Annotated in this window: 27 protein-coding genes; 16 read left to right on the forward strand and 11 right to left on the reverse strand. The window is 68.3% G+C overall.

Translation table 11 applies throughout. The annotated features are described in order from the left end of the window. Positions 1–13: 13 nt before the first annotated feature. From HIV01_RS12945 to HIV01_RS12955, 3 genes are all read left to right on the forward strand, one after another. The gene (locus HIV01_RS12945) at positions 14–268 is read left to right on the forward strand and encodes a YkgJ family cysteine cluster protein (RefSeq protein WP_200607714.1); all 255 of its coding nucleotides are present in this window, start codon (positions 14–16) and stop codon (positions 266–268) included. A 56-nt stretch (positions 269–324) separates the two neighbouring features. Continuing rightward, positions 325–1,140, forward strand: coding sequence for a carboxylesterase family protein (locus HIV01_RS12950; RefSeq protein WP_200607716.1), 816 nt, complete (start codon positions 325–327; stop codon positions 1,138–1,140). A gap of 137 nt (positions 1,141–1,277) precedes the next feature. Continuing rightward, positions 1,278–1,646: a hypothetical protein gene (locus HIV01_RS12955; protein WP_200607718.1), complete on the forward strand. Its 369-nt coding sequence runs from the start codon at positions 1,278–1,280 to the stop codon at positions 1,644–1,646. Between the two features lie 73 nt (positions 1,647–1,719). Here the strand turns inward: HIV01_RS12955 and HIV01_RS12960 are convergent, their stop codons facing one another. The 8 genes from HIV01_RS12960 to HIV01_RS12995 all read right to left on the reverse strand — a co-directional run bounded on the left by HIV01_RS12960 (position 1,720) and on the right by HIV01_RS12995 (position 9,709). Further along, positions 1,720–3,057 carry a DUF58 domain-containing protein gene (locus HIV01_RS12960; protein ID WP_207526957.1) on the reverse strand — a complete coding sequence of 446 codons (1,338 nt, stop codon included), beginning with the start codon at positions 3,055–3,057 and terminating at the stop codon, positions 1,720–1,722. A gap of 27 nt (positions 3,058–3,084) precedes the next feature. Then, the gene (locus HIV01_RS12965) at positions 3,085–4,077 is read right to left on the reverse strand and encodes an AAA family ATPase (RefSeq protein WP_207526958.1); all 993 of its coding nucleotides are present in this window, start codon (positions 4,075–4,077) and stop codon (positions 3,085–3,087) included. Between the two features lie 34 nt (positions 4,078–4,111). Beyond that, a complete protein-coding gene (locus tag HIV01_RS12970; protein ID WP_200607723.1) occupies positions 4,112–5,242 on the reverse strand; it encodes a DUF4350 domain-containing protein in 1,131 nt (376 codons plus the stop codon). Next, positions 5,239–6,843: a DUF4129 domain-containing protein gene (locus HIV01_RS12975; RefSeq protein WP_200607724.1), complete on the reverse strand. Its 1,605-nt coding sequence runs from the start codon at positions 6,841–6,843 to the stop codon at positions 5,239–5,241. Before HIV01_RS12975 ends, HIV01_RS12970 begins: the two co-directional genes overlap by 4 nt. Continuing rightward, positions 6,840–7,856 carry a stage II sporulation protein M gene (locus HIV01_RS12980; protein ID WP_200607726.1) on the reverse strand — a complete coding sequence of 339 codons (1,017 nt, stop codon included), beginning with the start codon at positions 7,854–7,856 and terminating at the stop codon, positions 6,840–6,842. Before HIV01_RS12980 ends, HIV01_RS12975 begins: the two co-directional genes overlap by 4 nt. Before the next feature lies 1 nt (position 7,857). Then, the gene (locus HIV01_RS12985) at positions 7,858–8,538 is read right to left on the reverse strand and encodes an RDD family protein (protein ID WP_200607728.1); all 681 of its coding nucleotides are present in this window, start codon (positions 8,536–8,538) and stop codon (positions 7,858–7,860) included. A 39-nt stretch (positions 8,539–8,577) separates the two neighbouring features. After that, positions 8,578–9,096 carry an RDD family protein gene (locus tag HIV01_RS12990; RefSeq protein ID WP_200607730.1) on the reverse strand — a complete coding sequence of 173 codons (519 nt, stop codon included), beginning with the start codon at positions 9,094–9,096 and terminating at the stop codon, positions 8,578–8,580. A gap of 73 nt (positions 9,097–9,169) precedes the next feature. Continuing rightward, entirely contained in the window at positions 9,170–9,709 is a 540-nt protein-coding gene (locus HIV01_RS12995) for a gamma carbonic anhydrase family protein (protein WP_200607731.1), read from the reverse strand. A gap of 100 nt (positions 9,710–9,809) precedes the next feature. On the opposite strand from HIV01_RS12995, the gene HIV01_RS13000 reads away from it, so the two are divergent. Beyond that, complete coding sequence (locus tag HIV01_RS13000; RefSeq protein WP_425600282.1) at positions 9,810–11,240, forward strand: coniferyl aldehyde dehydrogenase; 1,431 nt, start codon at positions 9,810–9,812, stop codon at positions 11,238–11,240. A 125-nt stretch (positions 11,241–11,365) separates the two neighbouring features. Here the strand turns inward: HIV01_RS13000 and ltaE are convergent, their stop codons facing one another. Next, positions 11,366–12,382, reverse strand: coding sequence for a low-specificity L-threonine aldolase (ltaE, locus tag HIV01_RS13005; RefSeq protein ID WP_200607736.1), 1,017 nt, complete (start codon positions 12,380–12,382; stop codon positions 11,366–11,368). A 59-nt stretch (positions 12,383–12,441) separates the two neighbouring features. Between ltaE and xth the strand changes: the two genes are divergently transcribed. Then, positions 12,442–13,212, forward strand: coding sequence for an exodeoxyribonuclease III (xth, locus tag HIV01_RS13010; protein ID WP_200607737.1), 771 nt, complete (start codon positions 12,442–12,444; stop codon positions 13,210–13,212). 85 nt (positions 13,213–13,297) lie between these two features. Here the strand turns inward: xth and HIV01_RS13015 are convergent, their stop codons facing one another. Continuing rightward, on the reverse strand, positions 13,298–13,567 hold the full coding sequence (locus HIV01_RS13015; protein WP_200608539.1) for a GlsB/YeaQ/YmgE family stress response membrane protein: 270 nt from the start codon (positions 13,565–13,567) through the stop codon (positions 13,298–13,300). Between the two features lie 163 nt (positions 13,568–13,730). Then, positions 13,731–15,038, reverse strand: a complete 1,308-nt coding sequence (locus HIV01_RS13020) for an AMP-binding protein (RefSeq protein ID WP_425600283.1) — start codon at positions 15,036–15,038, stop codon at positions 13,731–13,733. A 128-nt stretch (positions 15,039–15,166) separates the two neighbouring features. Between HIV01_RS13020 and HIV01_RS13025 the strand changes: the two genes are divergently transcribed. From HIV01_RS13025 to rpmG, 11 genes are all read left to right on the forward strand, one after another. After that, entirely contained in the window at positions 15,167–15,769 is a 603-nt protein-coding gene (locus HIV01_RS13025) for a 4'-phosphopantetheinyl transferase family protein (RefSeq protein WP_200607741.1), read from the forward strand. A gap of 32 nt (positions 15,770–15,801) precedes the next feature. After that, complete coding sequence (gene rsmG / locus HIV01_RS13030) at positions 15,802–16,461, forward strand: 16S rRNA (guanine(527)-N(7))-methyltransferase RsmG (RefSeq protein WP_200607743.1); 660 nt, start codon at positions 15,802–15,804, stop codon at positions 16,459–16,461. Between the two features lie 186 nt (positions 16,462–16,647). Then, the gene (locus tag HIV01_RS13035) at positions 16,648–17,469 is read left to right on the forward strand and encodes a ParA family protein (protein WP_200607745.1); all 822 of its coding nucleotides are present in this window, start codon (positions 16,648–16,650) and stop codon (positions 17,467–17,469) included. Next, a complete protein-coding gene (locus HIV01_RS13040; RefSeq protein ID WP_200607747.1) occupies positions 17,466–18,371 on the forward strand; it encodes a ParB/RepB/Spo0J family partition protein in 906 nt (301 codons plus the stop codon). The genes HIV01_RS13035 and HIV01_RS13040 overlap by 4 nt, the downstream gene beginning before the upstream one ends. 42 nt (positions 18,372–18,413) lie before the next feature. Beyond that, positions 18,414–18,839 carry a hypothetical protein gene (locus HIV01_RS13045; RefSeq protein WP_200607749.1) on the forward strand — a complete coding sequence of 142 codons (426 nt, stop codon included), beginning with the start codon at positions 18,414–18,416 and terminating at the stop codon, positions 18,837–18,839. Between the two features lie 190 nt (positions 18,840–19,029). Next, positions 19,030–20,010, forward strand: coding sequence for an NAD-dependent epimerase/dehydratase family protein (locus tag HIV01_RS13050; protein WP_200607751.1), 981 nt, complete (start codon positions 19,030–19,032; stop codon positions 20,008–20,010). Between the two features lies 1 nt (position 20,011). Beyond that, complete coding sequence (locus tag HIV01_RS13055) at positions 20,012–20,761, forward strand: glycosyltransferase family 2 protein (protein ID WP_200607753.1); 750 nt, start codon at positions 20,012–20,014, stop codon at positions 20,759–20,761. Between the two features lie 11 nt (positions 20,762–20,772). After that, positions 20,773–21,114 carry a lipid-A-disaccharide synthase N-terminal domain-containing protein gene (locus HIV01_RS13060; protein ID WP_200607755.1) on the forward strand — a complete coding sequence of 114 codons (342 nt, stop codon included), beginning with the start codon at positions 20,773–20,775 and terminating at the stop codon, positions 21,112–21,114. Positions 21,115–21,244: 130 nt separating this feature from the next. Further along, the gene (locus HIV01_RS13065) at positions 21,245–22,996 is read left to right on the forward strand and encodes a DUF885 domain-containing protein (RefSeq protein ID WP_200607757.1); all 1,752 of its coding nucleotides are present in this window, start codon (positions 21,245–21,247) and stop codon (positions 22,994–22,996) included. Positions 22,997–23,298: 302 nt separating this feature from the next. Continuing rightward, positions 23,299–23,535, forward strand: coding sequence for a 50S ribosomal protein L28 (gene rpmB, locus HIV01_RS13070; protein WP_158731856.1), 237 nt, complete (start codon positions 23,299–23,301; stop codon positions 23,533–23,535). 13 nt (positions 23,536–23,548) lie between these two features. After that, positions 23,549–23,713, forward strand: a complete 165-nt coding sequence (rpmG, locus tag HIV01_RS13075) for a 50S ribosomal protein L33 (RefSeq protein WP_200607758.1) — start codon at positions 23,549–23,551, stop codon at positions 23,711–23,713. Positions 23,714–23,811: the final 98 nt, after the last annotated feature.

The raw sequence follows: 23,811 nt of genomic DNA on the forward strand, positions 1-23,811 counted from the left end.
TACGGTTCAACAGATGGATTGCCGCGCCCACTGCGGCGCGTGCTGCATCGCGCCTTCAATCACCTCGCCGATTCCCGGCATGCCGCACGGCAAGCCGGCCGGGATGCCGTGCGTGCAACTCGATGACGACCTGCGCTGCCGGTTGTTTGGTCGTCCCGAGCGTCCGGCGTTCTGCGCATCGTTGCGGCCGACGCAGGACATGTGCGGGAACGATCGCGACGAGGCGATGGCGGAGTTGTCCGAACTGGAGCGATTGACCCGTCCGTGACCTCGCAGCGGGCATCGCAACGGCTACGCTATGACTCCCTCGTCGCCCTGTGCCCCATGAAGCTTCTCGCCGCGCTTCTGCTCTCGCTTCTCCCCCTCACGACCCAGGCCGGCAACGGCGACGAACTCATCCGCGATGTCGGCGCCATCGATCGCGGCGCCTTCGCTGCGGCCAATGTCGCGGACTTCGAGCACGGCGAGTTCGTCGCCGGCGATGGCACGCGCATGCGCTACCGGCTGCTGGCTCCGCTCGATCCCAGGCCGGGTCAGCGTTATCCGCTGGTGCTGCAACTGCACTCGTCAGGCGGCATCGGCAGCGACAACGCCGCGCAGATCGAGCGCCTGCCGTTGAGCTGGGCGATGCCCGACGTGCGCCGCCGCTATCGCGCCTACGTGCTGGTGCCGCAGTTCGAACAGCGCAGCGCCAACTACGATTCGCCGACGCATCCGCAATCGGCGGTCGCGTCGCCGTCGCTGTCGACGGCACTCGACCTGGTCGAGGACTTTGCCTCGCATCATCCGGTCGACCGCCAGCGCATCTACGCGGTTGGTTTCTCGATGGGTGGCTCGGCCACGTGGCTTGCCGCGGCCGCACGACCGAAGCTGTTCGCCGCGATCGTGCCGGTGTCCGGTATCGCTCCGGCCGACGACTCGGCAGCGGCGCTGCTCGGCATGCCGGCCTGGGTGATCCATGGCAATGCCGACACGGAGAACCCGATCGACGCCGACCGCCGCTTCGTCGCCGCGATCCGTGCCAAGGGCGGCGACAAGGTCCGCCTGCGCGAGTACGACGGGCTCGACCACCGCTTGCCGGCCGACATCTATCCGGGCGACTGGTGGCGCGACTGGTTGTTCTCCCGCCGCCGACGCTGAATAGGGAGTGCGCCAATCCCGTCCCGCCTCGCGTTTGCCGCATCGCCCGAACTGCCATAGGCTGCTTGCGGGGACCGGGTGGGGAAACATCGGACCAGCCGGGCTTTGGGTAGTGGGGACTATCTCAGGGGGAAGGCATGGCAAGTCACGTCAAGGCAGCACACGCACACCGGATGATCGCGGGCATCTACTGCGTCGTCATGGTGATCGCGGCGATCTTCATCTACGCAGCAGTCAGCAACAATCCGGCCATGGTGATCGCGATGATCGCCGCGCCGTTGGCCATTCTTGCGGCCGCACACTTCGTGGTCGCAGGAAGTGTCGATGCGTGCAGGGGACGTACCGCATCGCTGGTACTGGGCGCGGTGACGATGCTGGTGATTCCGATCGGCACCGTCATGGGCATCTACATCATCAAGTATTCGCTTGGCGAGTGGGTGCCGGAAAAGCGTCTGTCGGAATCGCTGGGCGATGGTTGGCCGCAGAGCCAGCACGAAGCCGCGTAAGTCTGAAACAGCAGGTCACGAGGGAGCAGGTCGGGTCATCGCCTGCTCCCTGACCGGGCCACGCGCGACGGCGCTACAACAACCCGTCGCGCTTGACCGACAGGTACTTCTCCACCAGTGACGCGGCGAGCTTGTCGCAGGCCACGTCCAGCACCATCACGCCGTGATTGCGCAGCGCCTCGTGCGCGGCATTGCGCTGCTCGAGGTACTGCGCGGTGGCACCGGCGCGGATCGCCTGCGACAGGTCCTGCACGGTTTCGCCCAGGGCGCTGTCGAGCGACCCTTCGCGCAGGCTCGCCACGCAAACCAGATGCCGCTTGCGCAGCATCTGCACGGCGGCGAGCACGTCGTCCATGTCCTCGTCGCGCAGGTTGGTCACCATCATCACCAGCGAACGCCGGCGCTGGCGCAGCGACAACTCGGTGGCCGCGGCGAGGAAGTCGGTGGCCACCGGCTGCGGCTGCAGCGCGTAGCTGGCGCGCAGCAGCTCGTCGATGGCGCCGACACCGCGGCGCGGTGGCACCCAGCAGCTGGCGCCGCCGCTGGCGAGCAGGCCGACCGCATCGCCCTGGCGCAGCGCCAGGTAAGCGACCACCAGCGAGGCATCGAGCACGTGGTCGAAATGGGCCATCTCGCCGTCGCGCGCCAGCAGGCGGCGGCCGGTGTCGAGCAGCAGCACCAGCTGCTGGTTCTTCTCGTCCTGGTATTCGCGCGAGATCAGGCGGCGGGCACGCGCGGTCGCCTTCCAGTCGATCTGGCGCATGCTGTCGCCGATGCGGTACTCGCGCATCTGATGGAAGTCGGTGCCTTCGCCGCGACGCCGGCGCAGGTGCGCGCCAACCAGGCGCGATGCCTGGTCGGCACTGAACATCGCAAAGCGCGCGAGCGGCGCGAAGTTGGGGAACACGCGTACCGCCTGTTCCACTCCTGCCACGCGCGAGTGCCACCACAGCCGCAACGGCGAGTGCAGGCGAAGCTGCACGCCCTCGAAGCGGAAATCGCCACGCGCGCTGGCGCTCAGGTGGTAGTCGAACGAGGCCGCCTCGCCGGGACGCAACTGCAGGCGACGCGGCAGCCCGTGCATGCGCCAGCCGCCCGGGTGCAGATCGAACACGTCCAGGCGCTGGCGATGCGCATCGCTTTCCAGGTCCCAGGGTGACCGGACGCTCGATGCCGATCGGCCACAGGTGTCGGGAATCCTGCGCTGCACGCGCGGCGTGGGGCGTTGCAGCACCCGGGCGGCATCGAACAGGACCAGCAGCAGCAACCCCAGCCCGGCCGCGGACCACGCCTGCAGCGGCGCAAGCTTGAACGCGACCGCGACGCCAAGCGCGGCCCACAGCACCAGCAGCCACAGCATCGCCGGTGCGGGGCGTGGCAGCGAGCGGCGCACGGCGACGTCGTCAGCCATGTCGCTCCCGCCTCGTCGTGCGTGTCATCACTTGCGCGGTGCCTCCACCTTCGACAGCAGCGCGTGCAGCACGTCGTCGGGCGTCTGGCCTTCGATCTGCAGTTCCGGTGCCAGTGCGATGCGATGGCGCAGCGCGGGCTTGGCGATTTCGCGAATGTCATCCGGGGTGACGAAATCGCGACCGGCGAGCACCGCCTGTGCACGTGCTGCGCGCACCAGTGCCAGGCTGCCGCGCGGACCGGCACCGAGCGCGATGCCGGCCCAGTCGCGGGTGGCGGCCACGATCCGCACCGCGTAATCGATCACCGCGTCGTCGACGGTCGTCAGCGCCGTGCCCGCCTGCATCGCCGCGATGTCCTGCGGTCCGAGCACGCGCTGCACCTGCGACAGGTCGAAGTCGGACGCGCTGCGGCCCTCGCTGACCGCGGCGACCATGCGCTTCTCGTCGGCACGCGAGGGGTAGCCGATCAGGATCTTCAGCAGGAAGCGGTCGAGCTGCGCTTCCGGCAATGGATAGGTGCCTTCCTGTTCGACCGGGTTCTGCGTGGCCAGGGTCAGGAACGGCGGCGACAACTGGAAGCTGTGGCCTTCGATGGTCACCTGCAGTTCGGCCATGGCCTCCAGCAGCGCCGACTGGGTCTTGGCCGGAGCGCGGTTGATCTCGTCGGCCAGCAGCAGGTTGGTGAACACCGGGCCGCGACGGATGTTGAAGGTCTCGCTCTTGGGGTTCCACACCGCATGGCCGCTGATGTCGCTGGGCATCAGGTCGGGAGTGAACTGCACGCGCGCGTAGGTGCAGTCCAGCGCCCGCGACAGCGCGCGCACCAGCAGCGTCTTGCCCAGGCCGGGCACGCCCTCGATCAGCACGTGGCCGCCGGCAAGCAGGGCGATCAGGATCTGGTCGAGCACGTCGGCCTGGCCGATGAAGGCCTTGCCGACCTGCTCGCGCACGGCGGCGGCGCGTTCGGCCAGCGCGGCGCCGGTGATCGGGACTAGTGGCTGGATGGTGTCGGCGTTCATGGCGTGGACTCGTGTGAGTGTTCTAACTGGGCGGTCACAGCAGGTTCCTCAGGCGCACCAGGGTGGCGATGCGGCTGCGGAACGCGGCGTGGTCGCGTGCGGTGGGCGTGGACAGGGCGTCGCGGATCTCGGCAGCCGGGACGCTGAAGCGTTCCGAGAGCATCACCACCTGCGCTTCGCCGCCGAGCGCGGCGGCCTGCGGGTCGCGGCGACGCAAGCGCGCAAGGAAGGCGTTGCGCACGGCCTCGTGCAGCAGGTGGGCGTAGCCATAGCGGTAGACATGCTCGCCGCTGGCGACGACGTGCTCGAGCAGCGAGCGGCGTTCGCTGGCCGGCGCCGGCAACTGCGGACCGAAACGCTGCGCGCGCAGCCACAGCCACGCAAGCAGTGCCAGCAGCAGCGGCAGCCAGGCCATCCAGCTGTCGAGCACCAGCGTCCACCAGAAAGACGGCATGTCGGCGGCGTAGATCAGGTGCACGGTGCCGGCGCGATAGTTCGGTGCCAGCAGCTGGCGCGTCAGCGCGATATGCGGGCCGTCCTTGAGCGAATCGTTGCCGAGGAAGTCGAAGTCGGAGAGGACATCGACGTAGCCGCGACCATGCACGAGCCGCATGTAGACATTGCCGCTGCTGTCGGCCCAGCCCAGGGCGAGCTCGCCGGCGGTGCCCAGCAACTCCGCGCGTCGGCTTCGGCAGAATTCCACGTGCGGGTTTTCGCCGCGCACGTCCCAACCGATGCACTTGCTCGGCGTGGTCGCCGGGACGACATCGAGCTGGGTCAACACGGGCACGACGGTGCCGGCAGCGAACGGACCGGGCGGTGGCGTGCGCACCAGCAGGTGCCCGCCGCGTGCCACCCATTCGAGCAGCGCGCGGCCTTCCTCACGACTCAGTGTTCGCGGGTCGCGGTAAAGCAAGACGGTGTCGCGATCGCCAAGAGGGTACTTGCTGCGCTGCAGGTTCGGCCTGGCCTGCGCCTTCACCCCGTCTGCGATCAACGCAAGCTTCAGCACGTACAGCGGATTGCTGCGGGCTTCGCCGGTGCGCGGCAGCGGCACCGTTTCTTCGACACGCTCGTAGTTGCGCAACCACCAGGTCACCGCGAGTGCGAGCAGGCCCAGCACCACGACGACGACGATGGCGACCCGCGCGTTGTGGCGGCTCATGCCGCCACTCCCGTCGGGCCCGTGACCGGTGCCCAGGCGAAGCGACGCGCCAGCTCATCGATCAGGCCGTCGAGCTCGTCGCCTGCGGGGAACCGCTGGGCATAGGCGGCGTACTGCCAGGTGCGAACCGCCTGCGCGAAGGCGTCACGTTCTTCGGTACGCGCGAGCTTGCGCGATGCGCGCAGGCATTCGGCCTCGGTCGCGCCCGGCACCAGCGTGGCTCCAGTGCGCGCCACCATCGCTTCGACACTGGCCCGGTACAGCAGCGCCAACGCCTCGCGCTGGCGGCCTTCGCGCCAGAGCCTGCGCACCACCGCCGGGACGTCGTCGGGCAGCGGCAGTTCGGGTTCGGCGAGGTCGGACAGGCGCAGCCCACCAGCCTCGCGTTCCTCGCGCGCGACGCCATCGCGGAACCAGACCAGCCAACGCGGCGCGGTGACCAGCAGGACGATCACCAGCACGCCCAGCACGACCCACAGCCCGAACTCGCTGATCAGTGCGACGATCGAACCCAGCCATGGCCATTGCAGCCGCTCGCGCTCATCTTCCGGCTTCTTCTTCGCATCGCGCGGCTTCCAAGTGGCGACCGTGCGCTTGGGGCTCACGGTCGGGTCTGCGTACGCCTTGGCGACGGCCTTGCGCAGGCTGGCGTCGTCGACCAGGGAGCGGCCGAAAATCTGTTGCGGCGTTACTCGCGTGATCTTCCGGTTGCCGGCCGGTGTGCCGGGTACGACGTACTCGCCGTCGGTCTGCGGCAGTGACTGCGATTCGCCGTCCTGCGCATGCGACACCGCCGGCATCGTCGCGAACGCGAACGCCAGCAGCAACAGCAGCGGCGCACCGGCGCTGGCCAGGCGCGCGCCGAGGCGACGCAGGGCCAGCTCGATATCCCAGGCCTCGATCTCCGTGCGGCGGTTGAGGTACAGGCCCAGTCCCGCGCCGACGAAGAACGGTTCAATAAGGCTGGTCGCAGCCCAGGCCAGCAGGTTGCTGACCAGCTGCAGCCAGGCGGGCATGTTCTGCACCACCTTCCACACGGAGCTGCCGAACTGCGCCATGTACTCGCCGGGCACGAACAACATGGTGGCGGCAAAGAAGCCCATCAGCAGGGCGACCTCGAAGTGGACACAGATGATCGTCAGCGCGGAGCCGACACCGTACGCGGGCGCGCCCAGCGTTTTCCGACGCTCCGCCGCCTCCTGGCCACGTCCGCCTTCGAGCAGGTCGACTGGCAGGTACAACGAACGGACCGGGCCCAGGCGGCGCCAGGTCAGGTACGGCAAGGCCCAGCGCAGGCCCCAGCTGCGCTGCGCCTGCAGGGTCTGGCGCGGCGTCGGTACGTCGCCGAACACGGCGCGCGAGAGGACGTACAGCGGAATGCGATCGAACACCGGCTTCAGCCACCACATCGCCAGGCCGGCCAGCCACAACGCATCCGTCGCCCAGGCCAGGGCATTGAGCACCAGCAGGACAGGCACTGTCAGCGCCAGCCACGGCTTCCAGATGGCCGCGGCGTGGCGACGGGTGAGCGCGGTGCCGAGCTCGACGGCTTCCCACGCGGTGCGCGGTCGCAACGCCACCGTCAGCGATTCGATCCTCATGCGGTTTCGCCGACCTCGGCCAAGTCGTGATTGCGTCCGCCCCGCCACAGCCACAGCAGCGTCAGCGTCCACAACGCGGCGCCGACGCTGTACTTGATCCACGCCGGCATCCACGCAATCGACGACCAGAACGCTTCGACGAACGCGGCGAACACCAGCATCGCCAGCACGCCCAGGCACAGCAGTGCACCGCGCCGCCCGCCGTCGACGAGCGCATCGATGCGGCGGCGCTGCCCCGGCGCGACCAGGTTCAGACCCAGGCGCAGCCCCGCGCCGCCGGCAATGACAATCGCGGTGAGTTCCGGCGCGGAGTGGGCGGCGACGAAGCGCCAGAACGGATCGCCGTGGCCCACCGCCTGAAGGTGGCCGGCGACTCCGCCGATCATGATGCCGTTGACGATCAGCACCACCACCGCACCGATTCCCGCGAGCAGGCCGCTGGCGAAGGTGCGGAAGCCGATGCTGACGTTGTTCCAGACGTAATGGCCGAACATCGCCACGTCGGTGCCGTTGTCGCGGCCAAGCTTGCGCAACGGGTCGTCCGGGTCGTACATCGACTCGAACTGCATCAACTGGGCCGGATCGAACAGCGACGACGACAGCTCCGGCGTCAGCTGGATGGCGACGAACACCACCAGCAGCGGCAACCAGAACAGCAGCGCCGAGGCCGCCATGCAGCCACGCTCGGCGCGCACCAGGCGCGGGAAGCCGGCCAGCAGGAACTCCACCACCCGGCGCCAGCGCGGCGGCGGCGTGCGATAGAGCAGGCCGTGGCCGCGCTGCATCAGCTGCTGCAGGCGATCGGTCACCAGCGGGCTGTAACCGCGGCGGCGCGCCAGCGCCAGCTGCTGGCACAGGCGCCGGTAGCGTGCCGGCATTTCGTGGTCGGCCAGGCCATGCCACTGGCGGCGCGACATGCGCGCGCGCTTTACCTGCTGGCCGCGCGCATCGAGCCATTGCTCGAACGCGTTCCACTCGGGCTGGTGACGCTTGACGAAGTGTTCCTGCCGCATCTCAGCGCCGCCCCAACAGCCAGTTGGCCATGCCGTAAAGGCGCGTCACCGCAAGCGTGCCGCGCGCGCCGGTGAGCGGCGTGGCGAACTCTGCGAGTTCTTCCTGGCGGGCCTGGGTCAGCCGCGGACCACGTTCAGCGAACGACACCAGTGCCGCCTGCTCGTAGGGTTGCAGTGCGACCGGCGGCGCCATCACATGGTCGACCGGCGTCGGCGAGGGCGTCTGGGCGCGGACGTCATGCACGACCAGCGTGCCGGCGACCATGTCGCCAATGCGCCGGCCCCAGGGATCGAACAGGCTGCTGACCAGGCCGGCCGCATAACCGAACGGCAGCATGTCGACCACGCGCAACAGGTTGCGCGTGAACGCGGCCAACCAGCCCACCGGCGCGCCATTGGCGGCGACCACGCGCAGCCCCAGGGTGCGCTTGCCGGGCGTGCGGCCGTCCCACAACGCCTCGAACAGCACCGGATAGAACCAGTACACCAGGAACAGCACGACCGCGTTGAAGCCCGCGCCGCTGCGCCCCAGCACCCCCAGCACCATCGCCGCGACAAACACGATGCCGAACCGGATCATCAGGTCCAGCAACCAGGCCAGCGCCCGCGGCACCGGACCGGCCGCGGGCAGGTGAAGGGCGACGCCTTCGGGCGTCACCACTTCACGGTAGGTGTCGAGCATCACCTGTCGACTACCAGTGTTGGCGATGGGTATTGAAGATCAGGCGTTGACGACCATCGTGTCGGCAATGTGGTCGTGCAGGCAGCGGCGCTGCTCGCCGAAGATCCACAGGATGTTGGCGAGGCTGAAGATCCAGCCCAGGTACGGGACGGCACCGATCAGGCCCGGCACGAAATAACGCAGCCAGAACAGGCGGCCCAGGGTCGCGCGCTCGCCGTCGGTACGGACGATGCGGATGCCGATCGTGCGCTTGCCGATGGTCTGGCCTTCGCGGCTGAGCAGCATCAGCGTGTAGATGAACAACGCGATGTAGCCGACCACGCTCAGCAGGATCAGCGATCCGCCGAGCTCGCCGATGCCACGGGTCGGGTTGTAGCGGAACACGCCGATCAGGGCCGGGATGGCGATGACCATCGATACGCCGGCATCGACCAGCGCGGCCAGCAGCCGCGGCAATCGCCCGGCGGTGACCATTTCGTCGTCAAAGCGCTCGGCGGCGGTGGGCTGCACCTGCGCCGTCGGCGCCGCATACGGGTTGCGGTATTCGAAACCTTCCATGTATCCCCCATTCCCTTGCGGGAAGTCCTTGTGGATGCGGTGCCCGCGACCCCCTGCCGCGGCCTGCCGCGCGCTACCCCATCATCCCGAGGTAGCGGTCCTTCAATCGTACATAGTGCTGGGCGCTGTAGTGCAGTTGCTCGATCTCGCGCTCGCTCAGCCGGCGCACCAGCCGGGCCGGGTTACCCAGCCACAGCTCGCCCTCGCCGACCTGCTTGCCCGGTGCGATCACTGCCCCGGCTCCCACGAAACCATAGCGGTGCACGCGGGCGCCGTCGAGCACCCGGGCACCCATGCCGATCAGGCAGAAGTCGTCGAGGGTGCAGGCGTGCAGGATGGCGCCATGGCCGACCGTCACGTCGTTGCCGATCACCGTCGGCACGCCGCCCGGTTGCGTGAACGGTCCTTCGTGCGTGACATGGACGATGGTGCCGTCCTGGATATTGGTGCGCGCGCCGATGTGGATGCTGTTGACGTCGCCGCGGATCACGCACATCGGCCAGATCGAGACGTCGTCGCCGAGGGTGACCGCGCCGATGACTACGGCCGAAGGATCGATGTAGACCCGGTCGCCGTGGCTGGGAAACGTGTCGAGGTAGGGGCGCATGGTCATGGCCCGATTCTATCCGGAGGGGGGTTTAAGCGGCGGCATCGATGTCCGCGCATGCCCTGCTCCGCCCACCCCGGCGCGGTCTACACTCACCCGTATGGACATCACCGCCGACACTCCCCTGGACGAACTTGCCGCCACCCGCGAGCGCCTGAGCCAGGCCTGGCTGAAGAACAAGCCGGACCATGCCCAGCGACGCGCCGACCTGGTTCGCCTGCGTGACGCGTTTCGTGCCCGCATCGCCTCCATGGACGCGGCCATTCGTGCCGATTTCGGCCATCGCAGCCAGCACGAGAACCTGCTGTCGGAAGCGATGATCGTGCTGGCCGAGATCGACCACGCCCTGGGCCACCTGCGTCGCTGGATGCGTCCGCGTCGCGCCGCGGTCGGCTGGCGCTTCTGGCCGGCAAGTGCGCAGATCCGTCCGGAACCGGTCGGCGTGGTCGGCATCCTGTCGCCATGGAATTACCCGGTGAACCTCGCCCTGGTGCCGCTGGTGTCGGCGATCGCCGCCGGCAACCACGTTTACCTCAAGCCGTCCGAGCACGCGCCCCGCACCAGCATGTGGATGCGCGAACTGTTGTCGGAGGTGTTCCCGGCCGACCGCGTCGCGGTCGCGCTCGGCGGCCCGGAAGTCGGCTCCGCCTTTGCCGGGCTGCCGTTCGACCACCTGTTGTTCACCGGCTCGACCGCGGTCGGGCGCAAGGTGATGGCTGCCGCCGCGCCGAACCTCACGCCGGTCACGCTGGAGCTGGGCGGCAAGGCGCCGGCGATCGTCTGCGCCGACTATCCGCTCGACCGCGCCGCCGCGCGCATCGCCACCGGCAAGTGGTTCAATGCCGGGCAGACCTGCATCGGCGTCGACTATGTGCTGATCGATGCGGCACGGCGGGATGCATTCGTCGAAGCAATGCAGGCCGAGCTGCGTTCGCGCTATGGCGACTTCAATGCGCCGACCGACTACACCCGCATCATCAACGACGGCCAGTTCGCGCGACTGCGCGGTTACGTCGACGATGCACGCGCACGCGGCCTGACCGTGCTCGAACCGGTGACGCAGAACCTCGACGACGCAGCACGCGTGCGCAATGCGCAGGACCGCCTGTTCCCGCCGACCCTGGTGCTGGATCCGCCGCGCGATGCGGAAGTGATGCGCCACGAGATCTTCGGGCCGATCCTGCCGGTGCTGAGCTATCGCACGCTCGACGAGGCAATCGCGCAGGTGCAGTCGCTGGAGCGCCCGCTGGCGCTGTATCCGTTCAGTGGCGACAACGCCAACATCGAAAAGATCCTCGCCAACACACTGTCGGGCGGCGTCACCGTCAACGACACGCTGCTGCATTTCGGCGCGCACGACCTGCCTTTCGGCGGCATCGGTCCCAGCGGCATCGGCGCGATCCACGGCCGCACCGGCTTCGACACCTTCAGCAAGCTGCTGCCGGTGTTCCGCCAGCGCCGCATGGCTGCCAGCGACTTGTTGAAGCCGCCGTACAGCGGTGCGATCGACAAGATGGTGCGCTGGCTGGCGAAGTAGTCGGCGGGCGCTACGCTTCCTTCGACTTCGGCGCTACGCGCCTACGCTCAGGACGAACGGTGACGGTGGGATGTCCCCAAACCGTTCGTCCTGAGCGTAGCGCAGCGAAGTCGAAGGACCGGCACTCAAGCCGCCGCGAACCCGCGCAGCACCTCGACCACCCGCTCCACTCCCGCATCGTCCACACCCAGATGCGTCACCAGCCGTATCGCCGGCGTATAGCCGATCGACACCCGCACGCGCGCCTGCTCCAGCACGCCGCGCAACGCATCGTGCCGCTCCACCGGCACGTCGATGAACACCATGTTGGTGTGCTGCGCGACCACGCGCAGCCCCGATAGCCCGGCCAGCCCATCGCCCAGCCGCTTCGCGCGGGCATGGTCATCGGCCAGCCGCGCGACGTTGTTGTTCAGCGCGTACGTTCCGGCGGCCGCCAGGATGCCCGCCTGCCGCATGCCACCGCCGACCACCTTGCGCCAGCGCCTGGCGGTGTTGATCAGTTCCTGGGTGCCCAACAGCACCGAGCCGACCGGCGCACCCAGTCCCTTTGACAAACACACCGACACGCTGTCGAAGTGCTTCGTGATCTCGCGCGCCGGAACTCCGAGCGCCACCGCCGCGTTGAACATGCGCGCCCCGTCGAGGTGCAACGCCAGTCCGCGCCGGTCGCACAGCGCGCGCGCCTGCGCCAGGTACGCCAACGGCAGGGGCCGCCCGTGCCAGGTGTTCTCCAGGCACAGCAGTCGCGTGCGGGCGAAGTGCGGGTCGATCGGCTTGATCACGCGCTCGACCACGTCCAGCGGCAGGCTGCCATCGTCGGCCTGCACCACCGGCTGCGGCTGGATGGACCCCAATACCGCGGCACCGCCGCCCTCGTACTTGTAGGTGTGCGCATCCATGCCGACGATGTACTCGTCGCCGCGCTGGCAGTGCGCCATCAACCCGATCAGGTTCGACTGCGTGCCGCTGGGCACGAACAGACCGGCCGCGAAGCCCAGCTCATCGGCCAGCCGCTGTTGCAACGCGTTGACCGTCGGGTCCTCGCCGTAGACGTCGTCCCCGACCGGGGCGCGCATCATCGCCTCGCGCATGGCATCGGTGGGCTCGGTGACGGTGTCGCTGCGGAGGTCGATCCAGTTCATGGCGGGTCGTGGCGGGTGATCGGGGTTTCGGCGCCGAGTATGCCGCTAAACTTCCCGCCATGAAGATCGCCAGCTGGAACGTCAACTCCCTCAACGTCCGCCTGCCCCACCTGCAGCAGTGGCTGGCGCAGTCCAACCCCGACATCGTCGCGCTGCAGGAAACCAAGCTCGAGGACGAGCGCTTCCCCGACGACGACCTGCTCGCCGCCGGTTACCGCAGCGTGTTCGCCGGGCAGAAGACCTACAACGGCGTGGCCGTGCTCTCGCGCGAGTCCGCCAGGGACGTGCAGATCGGAATCCCCGGCTTCGAGGACGAGCAGAAGCGCGTGCTGGCGGCGACCGTCGGCGACCTGCGCATCGTCAACCTCTACGTGGTCAACGGTCAGGACGTCGGCACCGACAAGTACGCCTACAAGCTGCGCTGGCTGGAGGCCGTGCACGACTGGCTGGCAACGGAGCTGGTGACGCATCCGCGAATGATCGTCCTGGGTGATTTCAACATCGCCCCCGATGACCGCGACGTCCACGACGCCACCGTCTGGAACGACAGCCACATCCTCACCTCGCGTGCCGAACGCGATGCGCTTTTGAAGATCAACGCACTCGGCCTGCATGACGCATGGCGCGCGATGAATCCGGAGGAACGCCAGTTCAGCTGGTGGGATTACCGCCAGGGCGGCTTCCGCCGCAACCTCGGCCTGCGCATCGACATGACCCTGGTGTCGGAGGCGTTGCGACCGCATTGCGTCGACTCGGGCATCGACCGCGAGACGCGTACCTGGGACCGCCCGAGTGACCATGCCCCGGCGTGGGTGCAACTGGGCGGCTGACGCCCGCGGCTTCGCTCAACGCAAAAGGCCCGGCAATGCCGGGCCTTTTGCATGACGTCTCCATGCAACGACCAGCGCGCAACCGTCAGCGCACGCGACCGCGCCGGAACAGGTTGACGATGGCCAGCAGCACGATCGCGCCGACCAGCGACATCAGCAAACCGCTCATGCTGAAGTTGCCGTCATTGATGTCGCCACCCAGACCGAACATGCCACCCAGCCAACCGCCGATGAAGGCACCGATGATGCCGACGACGATATTGAGGAACATGCCCTGTTGCGCGTCGGTCTTCATGATCAGGCTGGCGACCCAGCCGATGATGCCGCCGACGATCAGCCAGACGAGGATACCCATCATGCTCGTGTCTCCTTGACCCGCATCCAATGAGCGGCCATGCGCCCCGAGGGTGGGGCGAGGCGAGTCTGTCTGGGTCGGCGTGATGGCGATGTCAGAAAAAGCAGCGAACAAGCGCCGTCGAGCGCCTGTTTCGCCTGTTTACCGGCTCGAACTGAAGCGCTCAGCCGTGCAGCAATGCGGTCAGCGCGCCCCGCGGCAGCTTGCCGGTCTCGTTGCGTGGCAGTGCGGCGATACGGCGCAATGGCCGCGGCAGGAACACCGGATCGATCTGCTGGCGCAACGCGGCCAGGATCGTGGCTTCGTCGAGTCCCGGTGCGACCGCGAGCGCGGCGATGCGGCGCACGCCCATCGCATCGGCGTCGTCGAGCTGGAACACGACGCCGTCCTCGACGCCGGGCACGGCCAGCAGCTTGCGGGTGAGGTCGCCCAGCGACGCGCGCTTGCCGGCGATCTCGAGCATGTCGGCGTTGCGGCCGCGCAGCACGAAACGCCCGTCGAGCGGGTCGACTTCGATCAGGTCGGCCAGCACCACCGGCTCGGGCAGGTGCGGCGCGTGCACGGCGGTGCCGTCGGGTTGCGGTGCAAGGCGTACGCCGGGCAGCGGCGTCCACGCCGTTTCACGCGCGGTGCGGCGGCGCGCGATCACACAGGTTTCGGTGGAGCCGAATACTTCGCGCACTTCGCAGCCGAATCGCTCTTCCGCGGCCAGTGCGAGCTCGGCCGGCAACGGCGCGGTCGCCGAGACGATGCCGGCCAGCGGCGGCAATGCCAGTCCTTCGGCGACCAGTGCACGCAGATGCACCGGCGTGGTCACCAGCAGCGGCGGTGTGGGTGCGTCGTGCAGCGCGCGGGCGACATCGGCCGGAAACAGCGGTCGCGCCGAATGCACGGCGATCGGGCCGAGCATCGGCAGCAGCACCGACATCTCCATGCCATACATATGCTGCGGCGGCACGGTGGCGACGACATGCGTTACGCCGGCAACGTCGAGCAGGCCGGCAAGCGCCGCCAGGTTCTGCCCGGTGCTGGCGCGGAAACTCGCCCAGGTCTTGGCGTAGGGGCGCGGCTGGCCGGTGCTGCCGGAAGTGAAGCCGATCGCGACCACCGCATCGGCGTCGACCAGCAACGGCGCACCATCGAGCTGCGGCAGCGGCTGCGGCAGGTGGAAGCAATCCGGTGGCGCGACCGCCAGGGCGTCGTCGCCGAGGCAATAGCTGTCGGGATACTGGCCGCGCACCTGGTCGATGACCGCCGGCGCGCGCGACGGCGGCAGCAACGTGGTCTGCCCGCGCACCGCGGCGGCGCAGAACGCCACCAGGAAGTGGTAGCGGTCCTCGCACAGATTGATCGCGTGGGCAGCGGCCGGAAGCTTCGCCGCCACGGCGCGCACCTGGCGCGAGAACGTATCCAGGTCGATGGCGCCGGTGGCATCGAAGGCAATGGCGCGCGCAGCGTCGCCGTGCGTCAGGGGCACGGGCGAGGCTGCGGTGCTGGCGTCGATGACGGCGGACATTACGTTCTGATTCCTGCGGCTGGCGCCGACTTTCCCCGCATTAGCTTACGCTGGAGGCCGCCTGCGAACCCAAACGCAAGTTCATGACCCTGTCTGTCCCCACAACGCCGCCCACCGGCACCGTGCGCTGGGCCTGGCGCCCGCACTTGCCGCGGCAGCCGGCCGAGCCACTGGCGCGGGAGTGGCTGGCGGCCGAGCTGGGTGTCACCGCCGCCGTCCTGCCGCTGGCCCGCGATCCGCGTGGGCGTCCCCGGCTGGGCGGTGAACTGGTCGGCTGGGACTGCAACTGGAGCCACAGCGGCGATGGCCTGCTGATCGCGCTGGGCCGGGACGTCCAGGTCGGCATCGACCTGGAACGGCTGCGCCCGCGCGCCCGCGCGCTGGAGCTGGCCCAGCGCTTCTTCACCGCGACCGAAGTGGCCTGGCTGCACGCGGCGCCCTCGGCGGCGGTGCGCGACCACGCCTTCCTGCGTCTGTGGTGCGCCAAGGAGGCGGTGCTGAAGGCGCACGGCCACGGCATTTCCTTCGGCCTGGACCGCCTGCGCTTCGAGGACGGGGACGATGGCCTGCGCCTGGTGGCCTGCGATCCGGCGCTGGGCCAGCCGCAGGAATGGCAACTCCAGGAGCTGCAACCGGCGCAGGACTACCTCGGCGCCCTGGCATGGCGCCAGCTCGCTCCTACATAAAGCAGGTTCGCATCGGCGATACTGCGCGCCGGATGAATACCCCCGCTCCCTTCGATCCGTCGCTGCGCAAGTCGCTCGACGATGGCCTGCGCACCCTCGCCCTCGATCCGGCGTTGTCGGCGCCGCTGCTCGACTACCTGGCCCTGCTGCTGCGCTGGAACAAGACCTACAACCTCACCGCGGTGCGCGATCCGCAGGAGATGGTCAGCAAGCACCTGCTCGATTCGCTGGCGATGCACCCCTTCGTCGACGACATCGCTGCACGTGGCGGCAGCCTGGCCGATCTGGGCACCGGCGCCGGCCTGCCCGGCATCCCGCTGTCGATCGTCAAGCCGGGCCTGCGCGTGACCCTGGTCGAAAGCGCCGGCAAGAAGGCGCGCTTCATGCGCGAGGCGATCCGCCAGCTCGGTCTGCGCGATGCCCGCGTTGCCGAATCGCGGATCGAGGCCGTGGCCGAACCGGGCGCGTACGACGCGATCACCGCGCGCGCCCTGGCCACGCTGCCGCTGATCATCGAACTGGGTGGCCACCTGCTCAAACCCGACGGCTGCCTGCTGGCAATGAAGGGTGTCTACCCCGCCGACGAGATCGCGGCGCTGCCGGCGGGATGGGCGGTGCGGGATGTGCACCCGCTCACGGTTCCGGGGCTGGATGCCGAGCGGCATCTGGTCGTGGTGGGGCGCACGGGCTAGCCCGCAGCTCACCCGGATCCGCGCAAGTGCTTGATCCGGCGTCGCCGTCCGTCGCCACGCCGTCCAGCGACCACCTCTGATATCCCCAGACAGCAAGGCGGGGACGCGCACGGGTTCCCATCCGGGCATAATCCACGGTCCGGCCCCACGCCGGTCCACTTCCGCACACAGCCCAGGACGAGCCGCATGGCCCGCATCATCGCCGTCGCCAACCAGAAAGGCGGGGTCGGCAAGACCACCACCGCAGTCAACCTCGCCGCCGCGCTCGCGCGCACGCCCAAGCGGGTGCTGTTGGTGGATCTCGATCCGCAGGGCAACGCGACGATGGGCAGCGGCGTCAACAAGCGCGAGCTGGAGAACTCGATCTGCGAAGTGCTGCTGGGCGAAACCCAGGTGCGCAGCGCGATCGTTCGCACCGCCGAGGAGTTCGACCTGCTGCCGGGCAATATCGACCTGACCGCGGTCGAAGTGCAGCTGATGGCCGAACCCGGCCGCGAGCAGCGCCTGCGCCTGGCACTGCAGGAGCTGCGCCCGGACTACGACTTCATCCTGATCGACTGCCCGCCGGCGCTGTCGCTGCTCACGCTCAACGCGCTGACCGCCGCCGATTCGATCATCGTGCCGATGCAGTGCGAGTACTACGCACTGGAAGGCCTGAGCGCGCTGGTCGACACCATCGAAGCGCTCAAGGGCAACCTCAATCCCAAGCTCGAGATCGAAGGCGTGCTGCGCACCATGTTCGACGTGCGCAACAACCTCGCCAATGCCGTCTCGGCCGAGCTGATCACCCACTTCGGTGACCGCGTCTTCCGCACCATCGTGCCGCGCAACGTGCGCCTGGCCGAGGCGCCCAGCCACGGTCAGAGCATCGTCGGCTATGACCGCGCCAGCCGCGGCGGCATCGCCTACATGGGCCTGGCCGGCGAAGTGCTGCGCCGCCAGCGCGAACGCGACCAGGCCGCCAAGGCAGCGGCCCGCCCGCCTGAAGCCAAGGAGACCACGGCATGAGCGTAGCCAAGAAGCGCGGTCTCGGCCGCGGTCTGGAAGCCCTTCTCGGACCCAAGGCCGCCGCCGAGGCGCCGGTACTGGAGGCGACCGAGGGCGATGTGCTGCGCAGCCTGCCGGTGGATTCGCTGACGCCGGGCAAGTACCAGCCGCGCAAGCACTGGGACCAGGACAAGCTGTCCGAGCTGGCCGAGTCGATCAAGGCACAAGGCGTGATCCAGCCGATCGTCGTGCGCGACATCGGCGGCAAGCGCTACGAGATCATCGCCGGCGAACGCCGCTGGCGCGCCTCGCAGCTGGCCGGGTTGAACGAGATCCCGGTGGTGATCCGCGAAGTCGACGACCGCACCGTGGTCGCGATGGCGCTGATCGAGAACATCCAGCGCGAAGACCTCAATCCGCTCGAAGAAGCCACCGCGCTGCAGCGCCTGATCGACGAGTTCGACCTGACCCACGCCCAGGCCGCCGAAGCGGTCGGCCGTTCGCGCGCGTCGGTGTCGAACATGCTGCGCCTGCTCGAGCTGCCCAACGAAATCCGCGTGTTGCTGGAGACCCATGCGCTGGAGATGGGCCACGCCCGTGCCCTGCTGGCGCTGACGCCGCAGGCCGCGATCGCGCTGGCCCGCCAGGCCGCCGAGCATGGCTGGTCGGTGCGCGAGGTCGAGCATCGCGTGCAGCAGCTGTCGGCTGGCGTGATCCCGACTTCGGGCAGCAAGCCCAAGGCCGCCAAGGCCAAGCCGCAGGCCGACATCGCCGCGCTCGAGCGCGAGCTGTCGGAATCGCTCAACACCAAGGTCAACGTGATGCACGGCCGGGCCGGCAAGGGCCGCCTGGTCATCCACTACAACGACCTGGACTCCCTCGATGGCGTCCTGGAAAAGCTGCGCGGTAGCGTCACCGAGTAACAACGCAGTCAAGCCGTCACCGTACAAAGCCAGGATGGCTTGATGAACCCCTACAGTTACCGCGTTTCGCTGCGCGCCACCCACCCCAGCGCCGACCTGGCGCCGCTGTTCGAACAGCTGGGGTTCGCGCCCCGGCGCAGCTGGCGTGCCGGCCAGGCCAAGCCGCTCGATGGCGGCCAGGGCGTCTACCGCGACAGCTACGGCTATGCCGAACTGACGCCCGATGGCCAGCCGCGCGAATGGAGCCGCGAGCAGATCGAGGATTTCCTGCGCGCCGTGCACCAGCGCCTGTCGATCCACCGCGATTGCCTGCACGCCTTTGCCGCCCAGGGCGGCCGCTGCGGATTGTTCGTCGGCCTGTTCGGCGAGCAGGCCTTCGGCTTCGAACTTCAGCCCGAACTCAGCGCCGGCCTGGCCGAACTGAAGCTGACCCTGAGCTTCGACTTCCATCCCGGCGACGACGGCTGATCCGCGTTCCGACGGCTTTCCGACCTCTTCGGAGGCAAATTCACCGCCGGTTATTGCCCTGATCGGGCATCATTGGCGCCGGTCGGACAGGCCGCCGGCTCGCGTGACTGGCGATCGGCACCTATATATCGGCCCACCGTTGCTTCCAGGAGCAGTGGACATTGGACGAAGTCACCCCCGGACCCCACCCATGACCATCCTCGTTACCGGCGCTGCCGGCTTCATCGGCGCGTACACCTGCCGCGCCCTGCGCGCGCGCGGTGCGGATGTCGTCGGCCTGGACAACTACAACGACTACTACGATCCGCAGATCAAGCGCGACCGCGTGGCCGCGCTGTGCCCGGACGTGGACATCCGCACCCTCGACCTGGGTGACCGCGATGGCCTGGCGGCGCTGTTCGACGAAGTGCAGCCGACGCAGGTGATCCACCTTGCCGCGCAGGCTGGCGTGCGCTATTCGCTGACGCACCCGCACGCCTACGTCGACAGCAACCTGGCCGGCTTCGTCAACCTGCTCGAACTGTGCCGCCATCGCGGCGTGCAGCATCTGGTCTATGCCAGTTCGTCGTCGGTGTACGGCGACTCGGCGACGCCTCCGTTCTCCGAGGACCAGCGCATCGACCAGCCGCGTTCGCTGTACGCGGCGACCAAGGCCGCCAACGAGCTGATGGCGCATACCTACGCGCACCTGTACGACCTGCGTTCGACCGGCCTGCGTTTTTTCACCGTCTACGGTCCGTGGGGCCGGCCGGACATGGCGCCGCTGCTGTTCTCGCGCGCGGTGCTGGCCGGACGTCCGATCGACGTGTTCAACCACGGCAAGATGCGCCGCGACTTCACCTTCGTCGACGACATCGTCAACGGCGTGCTTGGCGCGCTCGATCATCCGCCGGCCACCGACGTGGCACCGCCGGCGGCGCCGCACCGGGTCTTCAACCTGGGCAACCACACTCCTGTGGAACTCGAGCGTTTCATCCAGGTCATAGAGGCCGCTGCCGGCAAGCAGGCCACCAAGGTCTACAAGCCGATGCAGCCTGGCGACATGGTCGAGACCATGGCGGACACCGCGCGCGCGCAGGCGGCGTTCGGTTTCGAGCCGGCCACGCCGATCGAAACCGGGCTGCCACAGGTCGTCGACTGGTGCCGCACCTACTTCGGCGACAAGGCCTGACATGAGCGCCCCACGCATCGATACTGCCCCGCAACTCTCCGTCGTCGTCCCGGTATTCAACGAGCGCGACAACGTCGCCCCGCTGGTGCACGAGATCACGGCCGCGCTGCGCGGCAGGACCGACTTCGAGATCGTCTACGTCGACGACCATTCGCGCGACGACACGCTGCAGGTGCTGCAGGCCCTCAAGGCCGAAGTGCCCGAGCTGCGCGTGATCCACCACGTCACCCAGAGCGGGCAGAGCACCGCCGTGCGCAACGGCGTCAAGGCCGCGCGCGGCACGTGGATCGCCACGCTCGATGGCGATGGCCAGAACGACCCGGCCGACATCCCCAAGCTGCTCGACAAGCGCGACAGTGCCGGCGCCGACGAGGGCCTGAAGCTCTTTGCCGGCTGGCGCGTCAACCGCCAGGACAGCGGCAGCAAGCGCTGGGCCTCGCGCTGGGCCAACGCGATCCGCTCGCGCATGCTGCGCGACGACACGCCCGACACCGGCTGCGGCATCAAGCTGTTCGAACGCGCCGCGTTCCTCGAACTGCCCTACTTCGACCACATGCACCGCTACCTGCCGGCGCTGATGCAGCGCGCGGGCTGGAAGACGGTGAGCGTGCCGGTGAACCACCGCTCGCGATCGACCGGCGTGTCGAAGTACAACAACCTCAACCGCGCCCTGGTCGGCATCAGCGACCTGCGCGGCGTGGCATGGCTGATCAAGCGTGGCAAGGTCACCGCGGTGCGCGAACTGAGCTGAGGTCCGGAGCGATGGAATTCGACTTCATGAACCACTCCATTCCCTGGCTGGAATGGACCGGTTTGCACATGTCGCCGTGGAAGATCATCGGCCTGACCGGCGCGCTGATGTTCGGCGGCCGCTGGCTGGTGCAGTTCATCGCCTCGCGCAAGCACGGCAAGCCGGTGATCCCGCGGCTGTTCTGGTACATGAGCCTGGTCGGCAGCGTGATGACGCTGAGCTACTTCGTGTTCTCGCAGAAGCAGGACTCGGTCGGCGTGATCCAGAACCTGTTCCCGGCCTTTACCGCGGCCTACAGCCTGTACCTGGACATCAAGCACCGCGGCTGGCACCGGGACCGGGCGAGCCACTGAGTCCCAACCGCCGTCCCGGCGAAAGCCGGGACCATTTCGACTTTTCGCGGTTCGAACCGGCCACATACGCCAACGCATCGCCCCCCGGGAATGCGAAGATCGGCGCTTCGTGCCACCACCGGTCCTTCCCGTGAAACCACTGCTTGCGGCCCTGCTCTCCGGCCACCTTGCCCTCGCCTCCTTCGCCGCGCATGCCAGCGCGGCGGACACCCGGTTCGAAGCCATCTACAGCCAGGAATGGCAGTGGCGCCAGGAACAGACCGGCGCTGCCGACGAGGACAACGACGGCTCGTCCGACCGCCACCAGCTGCCGTCGGTCGACGCCGCCAGCCAGGCCGCCCGCCTCAAGGTCTGGGAAGACGTGCTCAAGCGACTGGACGGCATCGACCCGGCCAAGCTGAGCCCGCAGAACCGCATCAACTTCTCCGTCTACAAGTCGCAGGTCGAGAACCTTGCGGCCGAAGTGCGCCTGCGCGGCTACGAGATGCCGTTCAACTCCGACTCCTCGTTCTGGTCGAACCTGGGCTTCATGACCCGGCGTCCGCTGCGCACGGCGCAGGATTACCGCGCCTACATCGACCGCCTCAGCGACGTGCCGCGCTACTTCGACCAGCAGACCGCGAACATGCGCGCCGGCCTGGCGCGCGGCTTCAGCGTGCCGCGCGCGGTGCTCGACGGCCGCGACGTGTCGATTGCCGCGGTCGCCGACCTCAAGGATCCGCTGCAGTCCAACTTCTACGAGCCGTTCAAGCGCATGCCGGCGTCGATCCCGGCCGACGAGCAGGCGCGGCTGCGTGCCGACGGCGTGGCGGCAATCCGCGATCGCATGATCCCGGCCTACGCCAAGCTGCTGACCTTCTTCCGCGAGGAGTACGTGCCGCAGGCGCGCACCACGCTGGGCGCCTCGCAGATGCCCGATGGCGACGCCTACTACCGCCAGCAGATCCGCGAGTACACGACCCTGGACCTCGACCCGGAGCAGATCCACCAGATCGGCCTGGATGAAGTCGCGCGGATCCAGGCGGAGATGGAGACCATCATCAAGCAGGTGGGCTTCAAGGGAGACTTCGCAGCGTTCCTGCGCTTCCTGCGCACCGACAAGCAGTTCTACGCGACCACGCCGCAGGCGCTGCTCGATCGCGCCGCATGGATCTCCAAGCGCGTCGACGGCGAGATCGGCAAGTTCATCGGCACCCTGCCGCGCGGCCGCTTCACCATCGTGCCGGTCCCGGCCGACATCGCCCCGTTCTGGACCAGCGGCCGCGGTGGCGCCGGCACCTACTGGCTCAACACCTACGACCTGCCGTCGCGCCCGCTCTACAACCTGCCGGCGCTGACCCTGCACGAGTCCGCCCCGGGCCATGCCCTGCAGGGCTCGCTGGCCAAGGAACAGGGTGACCTGCCGGCCTTCCGCCGCGAGACCTACATCTCCGCCTACGGCGAGGGCTGGGGCCTGTACAGCGAGAAGCTGGGCAAGGAAATGGGCATCTACGAGACGCCCTACGAAGACTTCGGCCGCCTGACCTACGAGATGTGGCGCGCCTGCCGCCTGGTCATCGACACCGGCGTGCACGCCAAGGGCTGGACCCGCGACCAGGCCCTGGCCTACCTGCGTGACCGTACCGCCCTGAGCGAGCACGAGGTCACCACCGAAGTCGACCGTTACATCTCCTGGCCGGCCCAGGCGCTGAGCTACAAGCTCGGCGAGATCACGATCCTGCGCCTGCGCGCGGAAGCCGAGAAGGCGCTGGGCAACCGCTTCGACATCAAGGCCTTCCACGACGCCCTGCTCAGCCAGGGCTCGGTGCCGCTGCCGGTGCTGGAGGAGCAGGTCCGCGCGTTCATCGCCAAATCGGCGGAGAAGACGGCAAAAGCGGGCTGATTGCCCAGCTCCCTCCCCTGCGCGCAGGGGAGGGTTGGGGAGGGGTGAAGCCCCGCAGCGGACACGCTCCGCTTGTGGATAACTACTTGCCCGCCCTGCTTTTCGCGTGCATAATGCGCGGCTCGCTGCGTCCGGCTTGCCTTTAGGGGTAAGACCGGGCGGACCCCGGAAGCGCGATTCCGGCCCGCCTCGTGCCGCGAGAATTTCCTACCCGTATCGCGCACCGCCCACACCCCGGTGTGACAGCGGAGGGGCCGCCGCCTCCCTGGCCAAGGGAAGCACCATTACCTTTCGAGGTGCGTATGGCCCGTGTATGCCAAGTAACCGGTAAGCGAACGACGACTGGCAACAACGTCTCGCATGCCATGAACAAGACCCGCCGCCGCTTTCTCCCCAACCTCCATGAGCGCCGCTTCTGGGTCGCTTCCGAGAACCGTTGGGTGAAGCTGCGTGTTTCCAGTGCCGCCCTGCGCACCATCGACAAGAATGGCATCGACGCCATTCTCGCCGACCTGCGCGCCCGCGGCGAAAAGATCTGAGGAGGATCGAACCATGGCTTCCAAGCGCGACAAGATCCGCCTGATCTCTTCTGCCGGCACCGGTCATTTCTATACGACCGACAAGAACAAGAAGAACACCCCGAACAAGATGGAGGTCAAGAAGTACGACCCCGTCGTTCGGAAGCACGTGAACTACAAGGAAGGCAAGATCAAGTGATCTCCTGACCCACGCGCTGCGCGCGTGGCTTTGTCAGAAGGTCATTCCCGCGCAGGCGGGGATCTAACCTCCAAGCTTCAGGAAAGCCCGGCCGCAAG

The organism is Lysobacter arenosi (assembly GCF_016613475.2).
GTDB lineage: Bacteria > Pseudomonadota > Gammaproteobacteria > Xanthomonadales > Xanthomonadaceae > Lysobacter_J > Lysobacter_J arenosi.

What these genes read in the sequence shown, in the direction of transcription:
- HIV01_RS12945 (WP_200607714.1), top strand. Translation starts at nt 14, where the DNA reads ATGGATTGCCGCGCCCACTGCGGCGCGTGCTGCATCGCGCCTTCAATC.
- HIV01_RS12950 (WP_200607716.1), top strand. Translation starts at nt 325, where the DNA reads ATGAAGCTTCTCGCCGCGCTTCTGCTCTCGCTTCTCCCCCTCACGACC.
- HIV01_RS12955 (WP_200607718.1), top strand. Translation starts at nt 1,278, where the DNA reads ATGGCAAGTCACGTCAAGGCAGCACACGCACACCGGATGATCGCGGGC.
- HIV01_RS12960 (WP_207526957.1), bottom strand. Translation starts at nt 3,057, where the DNA reads ATGGCTGACGACGTCGCCGTGCGCCGCTCGCTGCCACGCCCCGCACCG.
- HIV01_RS12965 (WP_207526958.1), bottom strand. Translation starts at nt 4,077, where the DNA reads ATGAACGCCGACACCATCCAGCCACTAGTCCCGATCACCGGCGCCGCG.
- HIV01_RS12970 (WP_200607723.1), bottom strand. Translation starts at nt 5,242, where the DNA reads ATGAGCCGCCACAACGCGCGGGTCGCCATCGTCGTCGTCGTGGTGCTG.
- HIV01_RS12975 (WP_200607724.1), bottom strand. Translation starts at nt 6,843, where the DNA reads ATGAGGATCGAATCGCTGACGGTGGCGTTGCGACCGCGCACCGCGTGG.
- HIV01_RS12980 (WP_200607726.1), bottom strand. Translation starts at nt 7,856, where the DNA reads ATGCGGCAGGAACACTTCGTCAAGCGTCACCAGCCCGAGTGGAACGCG.
- HIV01_RS12985 (WP_200607728.1), bottom strand. Translation starts at nt 8,538, where the DNA reads ATGCTCGACACCTACCGTGAAGTGGTGACGCCCGAAGGCGTCGCCCTT.
- HIV01_RS12990 (WP_200607730.1), bottom strand. Translation starts at nt 9,096, where the DNA reads ATGGAAGGTTTCGAATACCGCAACCCGTATGCGGCGCCGACGGCGCAG.
- HIV01_RS12995 (WP_200607731.1), bottom strand. Translation starts at nt 9,709, where the DNA reads ATGACCATGCGCCCCTACCTCGACACGTTTCCCAGCCACGGCGACCGG.
- ltaE (WP_200607736.1), bottom strand. Translation starts at nt 12,382, where the DNA reads ATGAACTGGATCGACCTCCGCAGCGACACCGTCACCGAGCCCACCGAT.
- xth (WP_200607737.1), top strand. Translation starts at nt 12,442, where the DNA reads ATGAAGATCGCCAGCTGGAACGTCAACTCCCTCAACGTCCGCCTGCCC.
- HIV01_RS13015 (WP_200608539.1), bottom strand. Translation starts at nt 13,567, where the DNA reads ATGGGTATCCTCGTCTGGCTGATCGTCGGCGGCATCATCGGCTGGGTC.
- HIV01_RS13025 (WP_200607741.1), top strand. Translation starts at nt 15,167, where the DNA reads ATGACCCTGTCTGTCCCCACAACGCCGCCCACCGGCACCGTGCGCTGG.
- rsmG (WP_200607743.1), top strand. Translation starts at nt 15,802, where the DNA reads ATGAATACCCCCGCTCCCTTCGATCCGTCGCTGCGCAAGTCGCTCGAC.
- HIV01_RS13035 (WP_200607745.1), top strand. Translation starts at nt 16,648, where the DNA reads ATGGCCCGCATCATCGCCGTCGCCAACCAGAAAGGCGGGGTCGGCAAG.
- HIV01_RS13040 (WP_200607747.1), top strand. Translation starts at nt 17,466, where the DNA reads ATGAGCGTAGCCAAGAAGCGCGGTCTCGGCCGCGGTCTGGAAGCCCTT.
- HIV01_RS13045 (WP_200607749.1), top strand. Translation starts at nt 18,414, where the DNA reads ATGAACCCCTACAGTTACCGCGTTTCGCTGCGCGCCACCCACCCCAGC.
- HIV01_RS13050 (WP_200607751.1), top strand. Translation starts at nt 19,030, where the DNA reads ATGACCATCCTCGTTACCGGCGCTGCCGGCTTCATCGGCGCGTACACC.
- HIV01_RS13055 (WP_200607753.1), top strand. Translation starts at nt 20,012, where the DNA reads ATGAGCGCCCCACGCATCGATACTGCCCCGCAACTCTCCGTCGTCGTC.
- HIV01_RS13060 (WP_200607755.1), top strand. Translation starts at nt 20,773, where the DNA reads ATGGAATTCGACTTCATGAACCACTCCATTCCCTGGCTGGAATGGACC.
- rpmB (WP_158731856.1), top strand. Translation starts at nt 23,299, where the DNA reads ATGGCCCGTGTATGCCAAGTAACCGGTAAGCGAACGACGACTGGCAAC.
- rpmG (WP_200607758.1), top strand. Translation starts at nt 23,549, where the DNA reads ATGGCTTCCAAGCGCGACAAGATCCGCCTGATCTCTTCTGCCGGCACC.